This is a genomic window from Micromonospora sp. NPDC048907 (genome assembly GCF_055586885.1).
The window spans coordinates 1-16,069 of the sequence record NZ_JBVJHI010000004.1; the positions used below are offsets into that span (position 1 = coordinate 1).

The following is a 16,069-nucleotide window of genomic DNA, read 5'->3' on the forward strand; positions in this document are numbered from 1 at the left end:
ACGACGTCTACGTCGGCCTGTCCACCGGCACCACCTTCACCGGCGCCACCAAATGGCACGACTTCTTCGGCCTACCCGGCGAAACCACCCTCTGAGGAAGGACGGACCGCTAGTACCAGTAGGTGTTGAGCGTGGCCACCGCGGCGGCGGGTCCGCCGAGGTCGTACCTGTCGACCGCGACGTAGTTCGGCTTCTTCCGGGCGGCCGGTTGGCAGAACCGGCCGGCCCGGTTGAGCAGGCGGGCGTTGTCTGTCGCGGCGGTCACCGGCACCGGGGCGTCCCGGAAGTGGTTCATCACGAACAGTGGCCGGAACGCGGACTCGCCGCCGTCGGTGAGCGGCCGGTCCGGCCACCGGCTCACGCACGTCCAGTCGCTCTCGCCGACGCCCGGGCCCATCGACCAGTAGTTCTCCACCGTCCACTCACGCTGGTAGAGCACCCCGAAGGTGTCCCGGGTGAGCCCGCCGGCCTGGTCGTCCTCGCGGCGGCGGTCCGTGAAGATCAGCAGCCGCCGGTCGCGTGCGCGCAGCTCGCGCAGACGGGGCCAGCCGGTGGCCGGCACCCCGTCGAGGTCCGGCCGGTACAGCAGGTCGGTGAGGCCCCGGACGCGGGCCAGTTCGGCGCGGAGCACCGGCGCGCTGACGTAGTCCTCGAGGAAGACGGTCACGAACTCGCGCGGGTTGCCCCGCAGGAAGTCCACGATCCGTTGCAGGTCGACCGCGAGCGCCACCGGACGGAACACCAGGAAGCAGCTGTTGTGGCACAGGACGGCGCCGTCGCGGGTTTCGTGGATGTCCAGCTGGAAGCCGCGTACCCCGTCGGCGAGCTGCCGGTCGACGCCCCGCGCCTGGTTCGGGAGGAGATTGAGCACCGGCGGGGCGAAGCCCCCGTCGACGCCGTTGGCGTAGGCGTTGTGCGCGGTCAGGAAGGTCACCTGGTCGAGGCGGCGCTCGTCCTCGGGTGGCAGCGGGCGGGTCACCGGGTCGACGGGGGTGAGATACCAACTCGCCCCGGCCGGCTCCAGGCTCAGCTCCGCCCGCCCGGGCACGGCGGTGAGGACGCGGCCGGTGCCGGGCTCGGCGAGGGCGAACCGCTCCGGCCCGGCCGCGGTGACGACCCACCGGGCCGCCGGTTCGGCGCAGCCCACCGGCACCACGGCGTCGCCGCGCCGGCCCAGGCACCACCCCGGCGTCACCGTGTTCTCCAGCAGGTGCCCGTCGCCGTCGGCGCGCAGCCACCACTGCTGCCGGTCCTCGTCGCCGCGCGGGGACCGCTGGACGATCACGCCGCCGCGCTCCGCCGCGTTCAGGCCGGTGCGGACGCTCTGCAGGTAGTACGTCCCGTCCGGCACGGTGGCGGCGCCCGCCCGGGCTGGTGTGCCCGTGCCGGCGAGGCAGGCCAGGACCACCAGGACCACGCCCCGTTCGCGACGTCCGAACACCGCAGCCTCCCGCCGTGCCGACCTCCGACCCGATCGGCTCACGTCTATGCTAGGCGCGCCTTGTGAACGGATGTCGATCCCCTGTGGAGCGAGGACGGACGGTATGCCGGCACCCCGCCTGCACTCCCGCTATCCCTCGGTCGCGCCCCGACTGCCGTTCCTGCCGCTGGGCACGGGCCCGACCCCGGTCCGCCGGATCGACCGACACGAGTTGTGGATCAAGGACGACAGCCGGTACGGCGACCGGTACGGCGGCAACAAGGTCCGCAAACTCGAGTGGAGCCTGGCGGACCTGCTCCGGCGGCGGTGCGGTGTCGTGGTGACCGGGGGCGGCACGGGAAGTCACCACGCGGTGGCGGTGGCCCGCTACGCCGCGGACACCGGGATCCGGGCCCACGTCGTCGCCGTCGAGCAGCCGTCCGACGAGCATGTCGAGGAGCAGATGGCCGCCGTTCGGGCGGCCGGCGCGACAATGCACCGGGTGGACACCGTGGCCGGGGCGTACGCGACCGCGGGCCGGCTGCTGGTCGGCGCGGCCCTGCGCGGGCGGCGTCCCGGCCTGCTGCCGGTCGGCGGGTCGAACGCGCACGGCTGCCTGGGCTTCGTCGAGGCGGCCCTCGAACTCGCCGAGCAGGTCGCCGCCGGCGAGCTGCCCCCGCCCCGGCGGATCGTCGTCCCGGTCGGCTCGGGTGGCACGGCCGCCGGGTTGGTCCTCGGGCTGGCCCTCGCCGGGCTCGACAGCGAGGTGGTCGGAATTCTCGTCAACGACCGGACCCGGGTGGGTCCGGCCCAGGTCCACCGCCTGGCCACGGGGACCGCGCGACTGCTGCGCCGCCACGGCGCGCCGGTGCCCGGCACGGTGCCCTTCGCGCCGTTCGACCTGCGCCGCGAGTGGCTCGGTCCCGGGTACGGGAAACCGTCCGGGCCGAGTGTCGCGGCCGCGGTGTGGCTCCGGGAACAGGCCGGGCTGGTCGCGGACCCGGTGTACACGGCCAAGGCGGCAGCGGCGATCCGTCAGCTGTGCGATGAACGAGATGTTTCCGGCCCGACGCTCTACTGGCACACCGCGCCCGGCGCCACCACCGGTCGCCGCTGAGCCCGCCGGAACGAGATCCCTTATTCTCGCGCCCGGCGGGCCCGTCGGGCTCACGCCGTGTCGTCGCCCCGGGCGTCCTTGACGAACAGGATCCCGTCGGTGCTGGCCACGTGGGCCGGATCGAGCGGGGCGTAACCGAACCACTGGGACACCCGGGCGGCGGGCGCCACGTCGGCGAGGACGGTGGCGAGTCGGCGGGCGTCGACGAGGTGCCGGTCCTCCGGGAGCGCGTACAGCAGGCCCTCGACGGTGTCCGGGGGCGGGGTGTCCACCCCCTGGTGGCGGATCGTGCCGAGGGCCGTGGCGAGGAAGGCGTACGCGTCGCCCAGGTGGGAGTCGACGATCGCGCCGGCGCTCCACCATTCGACCGGGCGTCCGCCCATCCGCATGGAACTCCTGTCCCGCTGGAGGTGGCTGTTGTGGGCGTTCACCAGCGTCGGCCCGCGTTCGGCGAGGGCGAGCAGGTTGGCAGCCATCATCGAGTCCCGCACGCCGAGCAGCCGCGCCAGGCGGCTCGGTGACGGGTCGGCCATCGCGAAGTGATAGCGCAGCAGGCCGCCGGCGGTGCGCGCGTACAGGCGGGCCCGGTCCCACTCCTCCCGCGAGGAGGCCGCGATCAGGTGTGGTGTCTGCGCCTCGAGGAGGGCCGCCAGCTCGTCGGCGAGCAGCCGCAGCTGCCCGGCCTCGGGCGTTCGCCCCACGGACCGGCTGGGGTCCATCATGGCGGCGGGGTTCGTCCAGCGGTCGTCGGCCCCGATCAGGTGGTCGAGCGTCGCGGCGTCGCAGGGGAGCAGGCCGGGGTCGACCCGGGCGGCGAGGTAGTCGTGGAGCGCGGTGAGTGCCTGCCGGGGGCTCGCCGCGCCGGTGATCTCCAGCGGTCCGTCGAACCCGGCGAAGCGGAGCTGCTCGGACGCGGGCCGACCGTCGTTGTACGCACGCATCCACCGCACCAGCTCACGGTTGCCCGGGAAGGCGCCCCACTCGTGGCTGAAGCCGCGCTCCATGACCTCGTCGAGGGCCCCGGCACCGGAGGTGACGTGGTCGTCCACGACCAGGCCCATCAGGCAGTCGCTCTCGATCGCGATGGTCCGGTAGCCCTCCTGCTCGACGAGTTGCCGGAACAGGTCGTTGCGCAGGTCGAGCAGCACGTGCTCGCCGTGGGTGGGTTCGCCGAGCGCGAGCAGCCGCGGCCTGGCCCGGAGCAGCCGCATGGCGGCAGCGGCGTCGGCGGCATGGGCGGTGTCTCTGATACCAGCAGTCATGATGTCAACGCTATCGTTGAACCATCGGTGGAGACTTTTGCGCGAGTTGAGCGGGGCGATGAGGCGAAACCTTCAAAGCGGTGGACGGCTCCGGCCGGTTGACCTGGCGCGCGGGCACGGTCTGTCGACGCAGGCGGTCAGGAACTACGAGGCCGCCGGCATCCTTCCGGAGGCCGATCGCACCCTGCACGGTTACCGCACCTACACGCCGCGGCACGTGCGGGCGCTGCGCGCGTTCCTCGCCCTCGTGCCCGGGCACGGCCACCGGACGGCCGCGTCGATCATGCAGGCGGTCAATCGGGACGCCACCGAGGACGCGTTCCGGCTCATCGACGAGAGCCACGCCCAGCTGCTCGACGACCGCCGTACGCTGCGGGCCGTGGAGGCCGCGCTGCGCGACCTGGAGCCGGTGCCGCCCGAACGCGGCGACACGTTCGTCGGCCCCCTGGCGAGAAGCCTCCACCTCCGGCCCGCCACCCTCCGCAAGTGGGAACGCGCCGGCGTGGTCCGGCCGCGCCGTGACCCGCGGACGGGCTACCGGGTCTACCGCGCCGCCGACGTGCGCGACGCCCGGCTGGCCCACCAGCTCAGACGGGGCGGCTACCTGCTGGAGCAGATCGCCCCGCTGATCGACCAGGTCCGCGCCGCCGGAGGCGTCGCGCCGCTCGAGTCGATGCTGGGCGACTGGCGCGCCCGACTCACGGCCCGGAGCCGCGCCATGCTCACCGGCGCCGCCGCGCTGGACGCCTACCTCGAATGCCGAGCGGCCCCGCCCGGTGACCGGCCGACGGAGGACCGCTCCACCGGGTGACCCCACCCGCCGGCGCCGCGGCTCACCCGGTCGGTCTACTTGCGCGCTGTGTTCCCCCAAGCGACCCGGAGCCGGGACCCGGTGGGCCTACGGTGGAGACCGTTGCGCGGCGGGCTCCGGTCCGGGCCGCACACGACCTCGTGGGGACAGCCGGAAGGCATCGATGGCCGAGACAACCGCGCCGGGCCGCGTACGGAACGCCAGGGCGTGCCCCGGCGGCCACCGCTGAAATGGACTGGGCCGGATGGGCAGTGTTCGGGTTGGTGGCCACCGCGGCGCTCACCGCGGCGATGATCACGGCGCAGATGGCCGGGTTCACCCGCCTGGACCTTCCCCTGGTGCTGGGGACCGTCGTCACCGACGACCCCGACCGGGCCCGGGTCGTCGGCTTCTTCATCCACCTGCTCGCCGGTCAGGGCTTCGCCCTGGGGTACGCGGCGGCGTTCGCCGTGCTGCACCGTGCCACCTGGTGGATCGGCGCGCTGTTCGGCGGGCTGCACGTCGCCATCGCGCTGACGGTGCTCCTCCCGCTCCTGCCGGGTGTCCATCCGCGGATGGCCTCGCAGCGGGCCGGCCCGTCCAGCACGGCCGTACTGGAGCCACCCGGCCTGTTCGCCCTCAACTACGGCGTGCAGACGCCCGCCGTCGCGGCCGTCGTTCACGTCATCTACGGGGTCGTCCTCGGACTGCTCCTGCGGGCCGGTTGAGCCGCACCGGCCCTCGGCGTGAGGCGCGACCGGCGGGCCGGCCGTGACCGGGCCCCGTCCTCCGGCGCCCCTCAGCGACTACGGGCTGCTGGGCGACACCCGCACCGCCGCCCTCGTGAGCGGCGACGGCGCGATCGACTGGCTCTGCGTACCCCGGTTCGACGGTGAGCCCCTGTTCGGACGCCTCGTGGGCGGCCCGGCGGCGGGAACGTTCCGGGTCGGCCCGGCCCCGCCCGCCCCGGTCGTCGAGCGGCACTACCGGCAGGACACCGCGACGATCCGGACGACGTGGGCGGTGGGCGACCGCCGGCTCACCCTCACCGAGTCCATGGTCGCCGAGGTGACCGGGCGGCTGCTGCCCGCCACGCTGCTCGTGCGCCGACTCTCGGCCGAGGGCGGAGCGGTCGACGCCGTCGTCGAGTTCGACCCCCGCCTCGGCGAACGACACCGGCCGCCCCGCGTCCGCCAGCGCGGCGGAGTGCTGGTGTGTGAGTGGGGCGCGCTGGCCGTGTCCCTGGGCTGCGCGCCCGACATCGCGGTCGAGCCGGGCCGGCCCACCACCGTCGCGGTGGCGCCCGACCGGCCGGTCACCCTCGTCCTCGCCGTGGCCAACCGCGAGCCGCTGGTCAACGTCGAGCCCGGGGCGGCCTGGGACGCCGTCCTGCGCGACGAGGCCCGCTGGCGGGCCTGGACGGCCGGGATCGACGGCTCGCTGCCGTTCCGTGAGGACGTCGTCCGCAGCCTGCTGACCCTGCGGCTGTTGACCTACTCCCCGTCGCAGGCCCCGGTCGCGGCGCCGACCACGTCGCTGCCCGAGGATCCCGGAGGGGTACGGAACTGGGACTACCGCTACGTCTGGCCGCGGGACGCCAGCATCGGCGTCAACGCGTTCCTCGGCGTCGGCAAGCTCGACGAGGCCCACGGTTTCCTCGCGTGGCTGCTGCACGCCAGCCGGCTGGACCGGCCACGCCTGCCGGCGCTGTTCACGCTGACCGGCCGTCGCGTGCCACCGGAACGGGAGCTGGCCGGCTGGCCCGGCTATCTCGACAGCGTGCCGGTGCGGTTCGGCAACGCCGCCGCCGACCAGCACCAGCTCGACGGCTACGGCTGGGTGGTCGACGCCGCCTGGGTGTTCGTCCAGGCCGGGCACCGCCTCTACTCCGAGACGTGGCGGGCCGTGCGCGGCTTCGCCGACGTCGTCGCCGGCAGGTGGGGGGAGCCCGACGCCGGCATCTGGGAGGTCCGCGAGGCCGGCCAGCACGTGCACTCCAAGCTCATGGGCTGGCTCGCCCTCGACCGGGCTCTGCGCATCGCCGAGACGCACCGGCTTTCCGCCCGGCAACGGCGACGCTGGCAGCGGGCCCGGGACGCCATCGCCGACGACGTGCGGGCGCGCGGCTTCGACCCGGCGCAGGCCAGCTACGTCCGCAGCTACGGCGCCGAGGACCTGGACTCCTCGCTGCTCGTCCTTCCACTGCTCGGCATCGACGGCATCGACTCCGCCCGCGTGCGCGGCACCATCGACGCCATCCGCGAACGGCTCTCCGCCGGCGGTCCGCTGCTCTACCGCTACCCGCCGGGACACGACGGTCTCCCCGGCGTCGAGGGCGCCTTCCTGCCCTGCTCGTTCTGGCTCGTCCAGGCCCTCGCCAGCACCGGGCGACGCCACGAGGCCGAGGAGCTGTTCCGGGCGCTGCGCGACCACGCCAGCCCGCTGGGCCTCTACGCCGAGGAACTCGATCCCGCGACCGGCGCCCACCTCGGGAACTATCCGCAGACGCTGACCCACGCCGCGCTCGTCCAGGCGGCACTCGCGATCCGGGACAGCCCCGGTTGAGGTGGCGGCGCGACCGTCGCCCTACCGGCGTCCGCGTCCGAGGACCCGCCGGACGGCCAGGGAGGCGACCCCTCCGGCCAGCAGCCAGGGCGCCGCGGCGACGACCGGGTGGTGCACCCGGTCGACGCGCCGGCCCCGCGGGCGCGAGGCGAGCCCGTGGTGCGCCGCAGGGACGCCCTCACGCGCGCAGGCCCTGCCCGGTGGCGATGATCGCCTTCTCGAACCACGTCGAGGTATCTCCTGTGGAGCGGGTCCAGACGGCGATGCACTGCACGACCCGGGTGTGGCGCACGCAGCCGTAGCGGTGGGGGAACTGCGTCCCGTCGGGGAGTGTCATGGTGGCGCTCACCGCCCGGCCGGGCACGCCGGTCCCGGCCTGCAGCTCGGCGGCGGCGTGCCCGTCGGTCACCTGGCCTGCCTCCACGTCCCGGTCGCACGTCTCGAAGAGGTCGAAGAGCCGGCGTACGGCCTCGGCCGCCACCGCTTCGGTCGGGTAGACCACGGTCTCCTGGGTGACCTCGACGAACTCCTCGGGCGCGGTGCCGTCCGGGGTGCCGAAGACGTGCGCCACCGCGGCCAAACGCCGGTCCAGCAGCGGCAGTGGCCGGCCGCAGGCCACCCCGTCCGAGTCGAGCTTCTCGTCCCGGTAGGCCGGATCCTCGGCCAGCCCGATCAGACTTCCGGTGGCGGCGTACCGGTCCCGGAGCGCCTGGGCGGTGCCGCCGTCGGTGGGCGAGGGAGCGACCAGGGGCGGCGCGGACGCTGTCGGCGTCGACTCACCTGTGGCCGGAGCCGGGGCACAGGCGGCGGTTGAGGCGAGGACGGCGAGGAGGGCCACCGATGCGGGCAAGCGTCCGATCATGGCGGCGAGCATAGGCCAATGATCACCCTCCCCGGCGCTGAAGTTGGCGGTCCCGAAGGCGTGCCGTCCCACCTCGCGAGGGGTCAGGTCGCGCCCCGGGGGCGACCGGCGTGGCCGTCGCCGCTGGAGGTTCACGACGGCCGGTCTCCGGGCTCGCGTCCGCCGCCTCCCCGGTGGGTCAGCGGTCGCCGCAGGTGCGGTGGTCCTCCCGGGCCCCGCCGTCCCAGGGCACCGTGGCCCGTGGGGCCCGGGCTCGGCCGCTCCGTCCCGCGCGCCCGGCAGGTGGTGCCCGATCCGGACGCGCCGAGGTTCGCCCGGCGGGCGCGCCGACGGCCGGCGGCGGTGATGGGGGCCGTCCGGGCCGGGGCCGCCGCCGGCGGGCCGGCCGGAACCGTCCGCGCTGCCAGGTCGTGCACGTGGCGCGCGTGCCGCAGCGGCGACAGCAGGAGCGGGACGGGCGCGAGGGTGAGGCCGGCGCCGATGACCAGCAGGGTCGAGCGGACGCCGATGACCTCCCCGAGCGCGCCGCCGAGCAGGCCGCCGAGCGGCAGCGCGCCCATGACCAGGAACCGCATGGTGGCGTTGACCCGGCACTGGAGTCGCGTGGGCACGGTGGCCTGCCGGTAGGTGGTCTGCGCGATGCCGTAGACGATCTGGCCGATGCCGCTGCCGAGGAGGCCGACGACGAAGAAGGCCAGGCCCCAGCCGCGGCCGGTCAGGGGGACCAGCAGGTTGAACGGACTGCTGGCCACGGGGGCCAGCCAGATGGCGCGGGCCAGGCCGATGCGACGGGCGAGCCGGCCCGCCGTGACGGCGCCCAGCAGTGCCGCGGCGGGGGCGGCGGACAGCAGCACGCCGACGGCGCCGGGGGTGACACCCACGGTGTCGACCAGGAACAGGATGATCAGGGCGGTGGCGGCGGTGAACAGCAGGTTGACCAGGCCGCTCGTGGCCGCGATGGCGCGCAGCACGGGATCCTTGAGGACGTAGGCCAGGCCCTCCCGGGCCTCGTGCGCCGTGCCCACCGCGGCGGGACGCCGGGGCGCCGGCTCCGGGGCCCGGATCCGGGCCAGGCACACGGCACTGACCAGGAAGCTCACCGCGTCGACCAGCAGGGTGTTCGTCGCGCCCACCAGCTGGGTGAGCCAGCCGCCGAGGCTGGGGCCGGCGACCTGCCCGGAGGAGCGGACGGTCTCCAGCGTGCAGTTGCCCCGCAGCAGGTCCGCCCGGTGGAGGAGCTTCGGCAGGTATGACTGGTGGCCGATGTCGAACAGCACCCGCATGACGGCCATGACCGCGGCCGCCGCGATCAGTAGCGGCAGGGTGAGCCGGCCCAGCGCGGCCGTCACGGTGACTGTCACGAGCGCCGCGCAGCGGACCAGGTCGGTCATGATCAGCACCGGCCGGAGCCGGCGGCGGTCCAACCAGACGCCGGCCGGCACCCCGAGCAGCAGGAACGCGCCGTTCTGCACGGCCACCAGGACACCGAGCTGCACGGGTGTGGCGTGCAGGAGCAGCACGGCGATCAGCGGGAACGCGATCGCCGTGACGTCGGTGCCCAGTTGGGTGGCCGTCTGGCCGGCGACGAGCAGCCGGAAGTCGGCGGACCGCCCGGGCGGGCCCGGAGGTCGAACTGTCATCTGTGCCCTCGCACGTGCGGTGACCCCCGGCCCGTCCGCGGCGGCGATCCGGGCGTCGACCGGCCGCGGGGCGGGGACGGCGCGTACGGGTCGCCGTGCCGGGACGGCGGGGTGGAGGCGGACCGTCGGCGGAGACCGCCGCGGGGGAGCCGGCCACCGGCCCGCCGGTCGGCGGCGGGCGGGAGCGTGCGAAGAGCGGCTCGGGGCGTTGGGGGAGACCCGCGGCCCTCGGTCAGAGGTTAGCCCAGCGGCCTCGGGGTGCGCGCCCGATCGTGCACGGTGCCCGCACCCGACGCGGGGCCCCGCGCGCCTGCGGGGCCCCGCGCGGCCTCAGCGGCCCTGGAGTGCCTTGACGTTGTCGCCGAAGGTCCAGCCCTTCGACCCGTCCCAGTTGACCGACCAGGTCATGAGCCCCTTGAGGCCGCCCCGGTAGGTGTTCCACGCCTGCGCCACCAGCGCCGGGCTCAGGTAGCCGCCGCCGGCCCCGGTCTGGGCGGGCAGCCCGGGGACCTGCTTGTCGTACGGGACGCGGATGGTGGTGCCCTGCACGACCAGGCCGGTGTTGAGGCAGTCGGTCTGGACGACGAAGCCTTGCACGGTCCCGGCCGGGTACGAGTCGCCGGCGCAGCCGTACATCGAGCCGTTGTAGTACTGCATGTTCAACCACCAGAGCCGGCCGTTGTCGGCGTACCGCTTGACGATGGGCAGGTAGGCGCCCCAGATCGAGCCGTAGGTGACGCTGCCGCCGGTGACGTACGCGGTCTCCGGTGCCATGGTGAGCCCGAAACCGGCGGGCATCTGGGCCAGCACCCCGTCGATGATCCGCACGAGGTTGGCCTGCGAGGTGGAGAGCTGGTTGATGCTGCCGCTGCCGGTCAGCCCGGTCTCGATGTCGATGTCGATGCCGTCGAAGTTGTACCGCTTGAGGATCGGCACGACGGTGGCGACGAACCGGTCGGCGACCGCGCTGGAGCCGAGGTCGATGCCGGCGGTCGCACCGCCGATCGACAGCAGGACGGTGAGCCCGGCGGCCTTGGCCTGGCACACCTCGGCGGGGGTGGGCACCTTCACGCCGGCGTCCATGCCGTTCTCCCAGAGCACCGTGCCGTCGGCGCGGATCACCGGGAACGCGGCGGTGATCACGTTGTAGCCGTGGGCGGTGATCCGGGTGTCGGTGACCGGGATCCACCCCATGCCGGGGTGCACGCCGTTGGCCGCGCCGTCCCAGTTCTCCCAGTAGCCCTGGAGCACCTTGCCGGTGGGCCGGGACTTCAGCGCGCAGGTGGTGCCGCCGGGCGGCGGCGTGGTGGGGGTGGGCGTCGGCGTCGCGGTGGGCGACGGGGACGACGTGGGGGTGGGGGTGGGGGAGGGCGGCTTGGTGGTGGGGCTGGGGGTCGGGGTGCCGCCGCCGCAGGCGCCGAGATCGGACCAGAGCGCCGGGGTGGCCGGCGGGGTCCAGCCGGCGCCGGCCGGCGGGGTGTGGGTGACCAGCGCCTGGTAGAGCCGGCCGGCGTAGGTGGCGCGGCTGCCCGCGCTCCAGCTCACCCCCTCGGCCCAGGCCGGGACGCCGGTGCAGGCCACCAGCGCGGTCTCGCCGGCGGTGGCGGCGATCCCGGTGGCCGCCGGCAGGGCGGCGGTGGCGGCGAGCAGGGCGGCGCCGCCGAGCAGTGCGGTCAGCCCGCGTCGAAGTCGCATGACATACCTCCTCATCGATGCGCCGGAGGTTATCAATTAACTTTGTTAAATGTAAATGCCCGGCCGGCTCAGGACGTCGCCGGCGCGCCCTCGTGCTGCCGGCGGACGAACTCGGCCGCGGCGACGCCGAACAGGACGAGGGCGGCGAGGAGGCTCAGGGCCAGGTTGGGCAGGCGTGGGGCCGCCGGCAGGACAGCGATGGCGGCGAGGGCGCCGAGCACGTGGGAGCGCGGGATGCGCCCGAGAACCTCGTGGTCGAGGGTGGCCCGGCCGACCAGGAACAGCGCGACCCCGCCCAGCACGAGCGCGGCCTGGTTCGTCTCCGGCCGCGCGTCGGGGTGCGCGATGACCCGGCTGAAGCCGGCCGCGAGGCCCACCACGCCGACCACCATGAGCCAGTGGGCGTACGGGTTGGTCTGCACCAGCCGGTGGCGGTGCGGCGAGCTCTCGATCGCACCGCGCAGCCGGGCGCCGGCGCCGCGCGCGTAGCTCCACCACAGCAGCACGGCCGCGACGAACGCCGTGGCGAAGGCGCTGAGGCGGTCCAGGCTGAACGGATTGTGGCTCAGGGCGAGGACCGTGACGAGGATCAGCTCGCCCAGGGTGAGGACGTAGATCTGCTGGTACCGCTCGGCCAGGTGCTCCGGGACCACGGTGTACTGGGGCAGCGGGGGCCGTCCCGGGATCGGGAACCGGAGGCCGAACGCGACGTAGTCGACGGCCAGCGCGGCCAGCCACACCGCGAAGCGGGCGGTGGGGTGGGCGACCAGGCCCCCGGCGATCCACAGGCAGCCCGAGACGGTCGTCCAGAACAGGACCCGGACCGGCCGCTCCCGCTCGGGACGGCCGCGCAGGGCGGGAATGAGCACCAGGGCCCGGATCCAGTTGATGGCGGCCCAGGTGCCGCCGAAGATCAGGCCGTGGCTGCCGAACGCGGTCGGCAGCGCGGCCGACATCAGCATGCCGCCGAACATGATGCAGAGCACCACCAGCTGGATGCGGCGCTCCTGCGGGCTGTAGAGATCGGTGAACGAGGTGGTCGTCACCCAGACCGCCCACAGCGTCGACAGGGTCAGCAGGGCCTGCGCCATCCCCGTCCAGCCCCCGGTCGCCATCTTGTCCGACGCCAGGGTCAGGCTGGCGACGAGGGCGAGATCGAAGAACAGCTCCAGCAGATCCGATCGGGATCCCGGCATCGTGGCCCGCGTTATCGGCCGGTGTCTGCCATCCGTCACAGCTGGCCTTCTCGATCTTCGCGGCGCGCCCCGTGGGCCCAAGCTATCCGACGCCCACCGCGCTCACCGGCCGAACGCGGAACCCGGGGCGTGGCGGGCGGGCGGCCCGCCTCCTTCACTGCTTGGTTCATCGCATTAACCTTGGGTGACGTATCCGGGGTGAGCCGCCGCGGGTGGTGACAGGGAAGGTAGGCGGACATGGACGCCAGACGCACCACCGTGCGCGACATGCGACGTGCCAACCGGTCGGTCCTGCTCACCCGGATCTGGCTGGACGGCCCGCTGAGCCGGCACGAGCTGGGGCAGTCCACCGCGCTCAGCCTGGCCAGCGTGAGCAACCTGGTCGGCGAGATGATCGCCGAGGGCCTGGTCGAGGAGGCCGGCTCGGTCGAGTCCGACGGCGGCCGCCCCCGGGTCCTGCTGCGCGTCGCGCCCGCCTACGGCTACCTGGTCGGCGCCGACGTCGGCGAGACCCGCGTGCAGGTCGAACTGTTCGACCTGGCGATGACCGCCCTGGCCAAGGCGGAGTACCCGATCGCCGGCGCCGAGCCCGACCCCCGGCAGGTCACCGACCACCTGCTGCACGGCCTCGGCGCGGTCGTCGAGCAGGCCGGCGTCGACCCGAAGGCGGTGCTCGGCTTCGGCGTCGCCGTCTCCGGCACCGTCGAGCGTGCCGCCGACGCGGTCGTGCACGCGCAGACCCTCGGCTGGGACGGCGTCCCGCTCGGCGCCATGCTCCGCGCCGGCACGGACATCCCCGTGCACATCGACAACGGCGCGAAGACCCTCGGCCAGGCCGAGATGTGGTTCGGGGCCGGCCGCGGCGTCCGGCACGCGGTCGTCGCCCTGGTCGGCTCCGGCGTCGGGGCCTGCGTGGTCGCCGACGGCGTGGGCTACCGCGGCGCGCACAGCAGCGCCGGCGAGTGGGGGCACACCACCATCGTGTACGGGGGACGCCGCTGCCGCTGCGGCAACCTCGGCTGCCTGGAGGCGTACGTCGGGGCGGAAGGGGTGCTCGACCGGTTCCGGCAGGCCAACCGGGGTCGCCCGGCGGCCGGTGGCGACGAGGAGAGCGCCTTCGGCGAGCTGCTGCGCGCCAGCAGCCGCACCGCCGCGAAGGTGCTCGACGAGACGGTGGGCTACCTCGGCGCCGGGGTGGCGAACCTGGTGAACCTGTTCAACCCCGAGCGGGTGGTGCTGGGCGGCTGGGCCGGCCTGGCCCTGGGCGAGCGGTACCTGCCGCAGATCCGCGAGGCCACCGCGCGGCACGCGCTGCGCCAGCCGTACGCCCAGACCTCGATCGAGCTGTGCCGGCTCGGACCGGACGCGGTCGCGATGGGCGCGGCCACCCTGCCGATGGCCCGGCTGCTGCGCGACGGCGGGGTGCCGCGCGAACCGGCCGCCCGGCTGGTGCCGGCGCCCGCGCGGCCGGCGCGGCGGCCCCGGTCGCGCACCCGCTGAGCAACCGGGCCGGCGGCGGGGGCGCCGCCGGCCCGGCCCCGGCTCAGGACGGGAGCGTCCACTTCTGGTTGACCGCGCCCGTGCAACTCCAGATCTGCGTCTTCGTGCCGTCGGCGGAGGTGTTGCCGGTGACGTCCAGGCACTTGTCGGCCTGCGGGTTCACCAGGTCCCGCCCGGCCGTCCAGGTCCACCGCTGCGCGGCGCTGCCGTTGCAGGTCCACAGCTGCACCTTCGTGCCGTCGGCGGTGCCGCCGCCGGCCACGTCGAGGCACTTGCCCAGCGCCCGGATGGTGCCGTCGGCGGCCCGGGTCCACTGCTGGTTGGCGCCGCCGGTACAGCTCCAGATCTGCGCCGGCGTGCCGTCGGCGCTGTTGTTGTCGGTGACGTCGAGGCACTTGCCGCCGAGGCCGGTGATCGGGCCGGTCGAGGTGCCACCTCCGCCGCCGCCGGACTGGGCGCCGGCCCAGGTGAACGTGGCGGTGGTGCGGGCCGGCAGGGTGTAGGTGAAGGACTGCCCGCCCCAGACCACCTTGACCGACTGGGCGGAGCCGCCGCCGTTGTGCGCGAGCAGCGCCTTGGTCCCGTCCGGGTTCCGGTACGCGACGTTCTGCACCGTGCCGTTGGCGGTGGAGTCGATGCGGACGGCGCCGGGCCGGACGAACTTCGTGAGGTGCCCGGTGGTGTAGTACTCGATCGTGTAGTCGACCTGGCCGGCGCGGACGCCGCCCTCCTGCACGGTGATGAGGCCGGTGCAGGTGCCGCAGCCGCCGTTGTGCGGGCCCATGAACTGGTTGACGGCGAGGCTCCACTTCACCACGCTCCGGCTCCAGTTCCGGGCGTAGTTCACGATGTCGGCCATGTCCTCGTTGTGCTGGTTGCCGATCCAGGTGCCGCCGGAGTGCTCGGTGCTGAACTGCGGCACGGCCGGGTACTGGCCGTGCACCTGGGTGCCGACCGCCGGGTCACCCCAGTAGCCGTGCCAGGCGATGCCGCCGAAGAGCGGGTCGGTGCGCACCGCGCCGTCGGCGAGCAGCCCCGCGCCGATGGTGCCGTAGTCGCCGTAGTTCCAGTCGTGCACCAGCACCTTCGTGGTGATGCCGGCGGCGCGGAACGCCGGGTAGACGAAGTTCTTGGTCAGCTCCACGAGGCCGGAGGAGTTCCAGCTCATCCCCGGGTAGTCCATGGCCGTGGGGTTGCCGGACTGGCAGCAGTTCGGCTCGTTCTGCACCGAGAGGTAGTCGACCTTCACGCCCCGGGCCGCGTACGCCTGGATGGTCTTCACGAAGTACTGGGCGTAGGTGGCGTAGTACTCCCACTTGAGCCAGCCCATCTGGTCCATCCGGCCGTTGTCCTTCATCCAGCCGGGCGCGCTCCACGGCACGACCATGACCCGCAGCGAAGGGTTGAGCTGCCGGGCCTGCGCGGTGAGCAGTTCGACGTTGGTGTCGTACCCGTTCGCGCCGAAGTCGTTCAGGTCGCAGCAGGTGTCGTCGAGCGAGACGTTGCCGGGCCGGGACAGGTCGGAGGCGCCGATCGGGTTGCGCACGAAGGACAGGCCGATGCCGTCGGTGGGGCTGAACAGCTTGCGCATCACCTCGTCCCGCGTGGCGGCGCTGACCGGACCGCCGCGCAGCAGGTACGCGGTGGTGTCGGTGATGGACGCCCCGGCGCCGTCGAACGGCTGGTAGCGGGTGTTCTCGTCGATGGTGATCGTGTGCGTGGCGGCCGGGCTGGTGGCGGTGAAGGCCAGGGGGCTCTGCTGTTGCAGGCCCCGGGTGACCGTCCGCCCGCCGGAGTCGGAGGTGGTGGTCAGCCACAGGTTGACGGTCTCGCCGGCGGCCTGCGCGGCCGGCGGCGGGGCCAGGGCGAGCGCGCCGGCGGTGAGGCAGAGCGCCAGGGCGGCGCGGCCGGCGAGTCGGGGAACGGTGGTGGGGGACACGGATGCTCCTTCCGGATAAATCGACATCCGCGAATGAGAAAACCCCTCACACCTGCTTATGTCAAGGCATGAAATAAGCGCCC

At 74.1% G+C, this 16,069-nt stretch carries 12 protein-coding genes; 5 read left to right on the top strand and 7 right to left on the bottom strand.

What is annotated here, in order from left to right; genetic code table 11:
* Window positions 1-109 precede the first annotated feature (109 nt).
* On the bottom strand, window positions 110-1,441 hold the full coding sequence (locus ACZ6PY_RS13910) for a phospholipase (protein WP_466072103.1): 1,332 nt from the start codon (window positions 1,439-1,441) through the stop codon (window positions 110-112).
* Window positions 1,442-1,544: 103 nt separating this feature from the next.
* Between ACZ6PY_RS13910 and ACZ6PY_RS13915 the strand changes: the two genes are divergently transcribed.
* A complete protein-coding gene (locus ACZ6PY_RS13915) occupies window positions 1,545-2,537 on the top strand; it encodes a 1-aminocyclopropane-1-carboxylate deaminase/D-cysteine desulfhydrase (protein WP_466072105.1) in 993 nt (330 codons plus the stop codon).
* A gap of 50 nt (window positions 2,538-2,587) precedes the next feature.
* On the opposite strand, the gene ACZ6PY_RS13920 is transcribed toward ACZ6PY_RS13915, so the two are convergent.
* On the bottom strand, window positions 2,588-3,799 hold the full coding sequence (locus tag ACZ6PY_RS13920; RefSeq protein WP_466072107.1) for an erythromycin esterase family protein: 1,212 nt from the start codon (window positions 3,797-3,799) through the stop codon (window positions 2,588-2,590).
* A 58-nt stretch (window positions 3,800-3,857) separates the two neighbouring features.
* Here ACZ6PY_RS13920 and ACZ6PY_RS13925 point away from each other — a divergent pair, with 58 nt between their 5' ends.
* From ACZ6PY_RS13925 to ACZ6PY_RS13935, 3 genes are all read left to right on the top strand, one after another.
* Complete coding sequence (locus tag ACZ6PY_RS13925) at window positions 3,858-4,610, top strand: TioE family transcriptional regulator (protein WP_466072109.1); 753 nt, start codon at window positions 3,858-3,860, stop codon at window positions 4,608-4,610.
* 251 nt (window positions 4,611-4,861) lie between these two features.
* Window positions 4,862-5,317 (top strand): hypothetical protein, encoded by a 456-nt coding sequence (locus ACZ6PY_RS13930; protein WP_466072110.1) that lies wholly within the window; start codon window positions 4,862-4,864, stop codon window positions 5,315-5,317.
* A 43-nt stretch (window positions 5,318-5,360) separates the two neighbouring features.
* A complete protein-coding gene (locus ACZ6PY_RS13935; protein ID WP_466072111.1) occupies window positions 5,361-7,154 on the top strand; it encodes a glycoside hydrolase family 15 protein in 1,794 nt (597 codons plus the stop codon).
* Between the two features lie 178 nt (window positions 7,155-7,332).
* Here the strand turns inward: ACZ6PY_RS13935 and ACZ6PY_RS13940 are convergent, their stop codons facing one another.
* From ACZ6PY_RS13940 to ACZ6PY_RS13955, 4 genes are all read right to left on the bottom strand, one after another.
* Window positions 7,333-8,016, bottom strand: coding sequence for a hypothetical protein (locus ACZ6PY_RS13940; RefSeq protein WP_466072113.1), 684 nt, complete (start codon window positions 8,014-8,016; stop codon window positions 7,333-7,335).
* 131 nt (window positions 8,017-8,147) lie between these two features.
* The gene (locus ACZ6PY_RS13945) at window positions 8,148-9,656 is read right to left on the bottom strand and encodes an MFS transporter (protein ID WP_466072115.1); all 1,509 of its coding nucleotides are present in this window, start codon (window positions 9,654-9,656) and stop codon (window positions 8,148-8,150) included.
* 330 nt (window positions 9,657-9,986) lie between these two features.
* Entirely contained in the window at window positions 9,987-11,351 is a 1,365-nt protein-coding gene (locus tag ACZ6PY_RS13950; protein ID WP_466072116.1) for a glycosyl hydrolase family 18 protein, read from the bottom strand.
* A 68-nt stretch (window positions 11,352-11,419) separates the two neighbouring features.
* Window positions 11,420-12,547, bottom strand: a complete 1,128-nt coding sequence (locus ACZ6PY_RS13955; RefSeq protein WP_466072118.1) for a low temperature requirement protein A — start codon at window positions 12,545-12,547, stop codon at window positions 11,420-11,422.
* Between the two features lie 237 nt (window positions 12,548-12,784).
* Between ACZ6PY_RS13955 and ACZ6PY_RS13960 the strand changes: the two genes are divergently transcribed.
* Window positions 12,785-14,047, top strand: coding sequence for an ROK family transcriptional regulator (locus ACZ6PY_RS13960; protein ID WP_466072120.1), 1,263 nt, complete (start codon window positions 12,785-12,787; stop codon window positions 14,045-14,047).
* A gap of 43 nt (window positions 14,048-14,090) precedes the next feature.
* On the opposite strand, the gene ACZ6PY_RS13965 is transcribed toward ACZ6PY_RS13960, so the two are convergent.
* Window positions 14,091-15,986, bottom strand: coding sequence for a ricin-type beta-trefoil lectin domain protein (locus tag ACZ6PY_RS13965; RefSeq protein WP_466072122.1), 1,896 nt, complete (start codon window positions 15,984-15,986; stop codon window positions 14,091-14,093).
* Between the last annotated feature and the right edge of the window lie 83 nt (window positions 15,987-16,069).

Coding starts and splice junctions, on each gene's coding strand:
- ACZ6PY_RS13915 (WP_466072105.1), top strand. CDS start 1,545: ATGCCGGCACCCCGCCTGCACTCCCGCTATCCCTCGGTCGCGCCCCGA.
- ACZ6PY_RS13920 (WP_466072107.1), bottom strand. CDS start 3,799: ATGACTGCTGGTATCAGAGACACCGCCCATGCCGCCGACGCCGCTGCC.
- ACZ6PY_RS13925 (WP_466072109.1), top strand. CDS start 3,858: ATGAGGCGAAACCTTCAAAGCGGTGGACGGCTCCGGCCGGTTGACCTG.
- ACZ6PY_RS13940 (WP_466072113.1), bottom strand. CDS start 8,016: ATGATCGGACGCTTGCCCGCATCGGTGGCCCTCCTCGCCGTCCTCGCC.
- ACZ6PY_RS13945 (WP_466072115.1), bottom strand. CDS start 9,656: ATGACAGTTCGACCTCCGGGCCCGCCCGGGCGGTCCGCCGACTTCCGG.
- ACZ6PY_RS13950 (WP_466072116.1), bottom strand. CDS start 11,351: ATGCGACTTCGACGCGGGCTGACCGCACTGCTCGGCGGCGCCGCCCTG.
- ACZ6PY_RS13955 (WP_466072118.1), bottom strand. CDS start 12,547: ATGCCGGGATCCCGATCGGATCTGCTGGAGCTGTTCTTCGATCTCGCC.
- ACZ6PY_RS13960 (WP_466072120.1), top strand. CDS start 12,785: ATGGACGCCAGACGCACCACCGTGCGCGACATGCGACGTGCCAACCGG.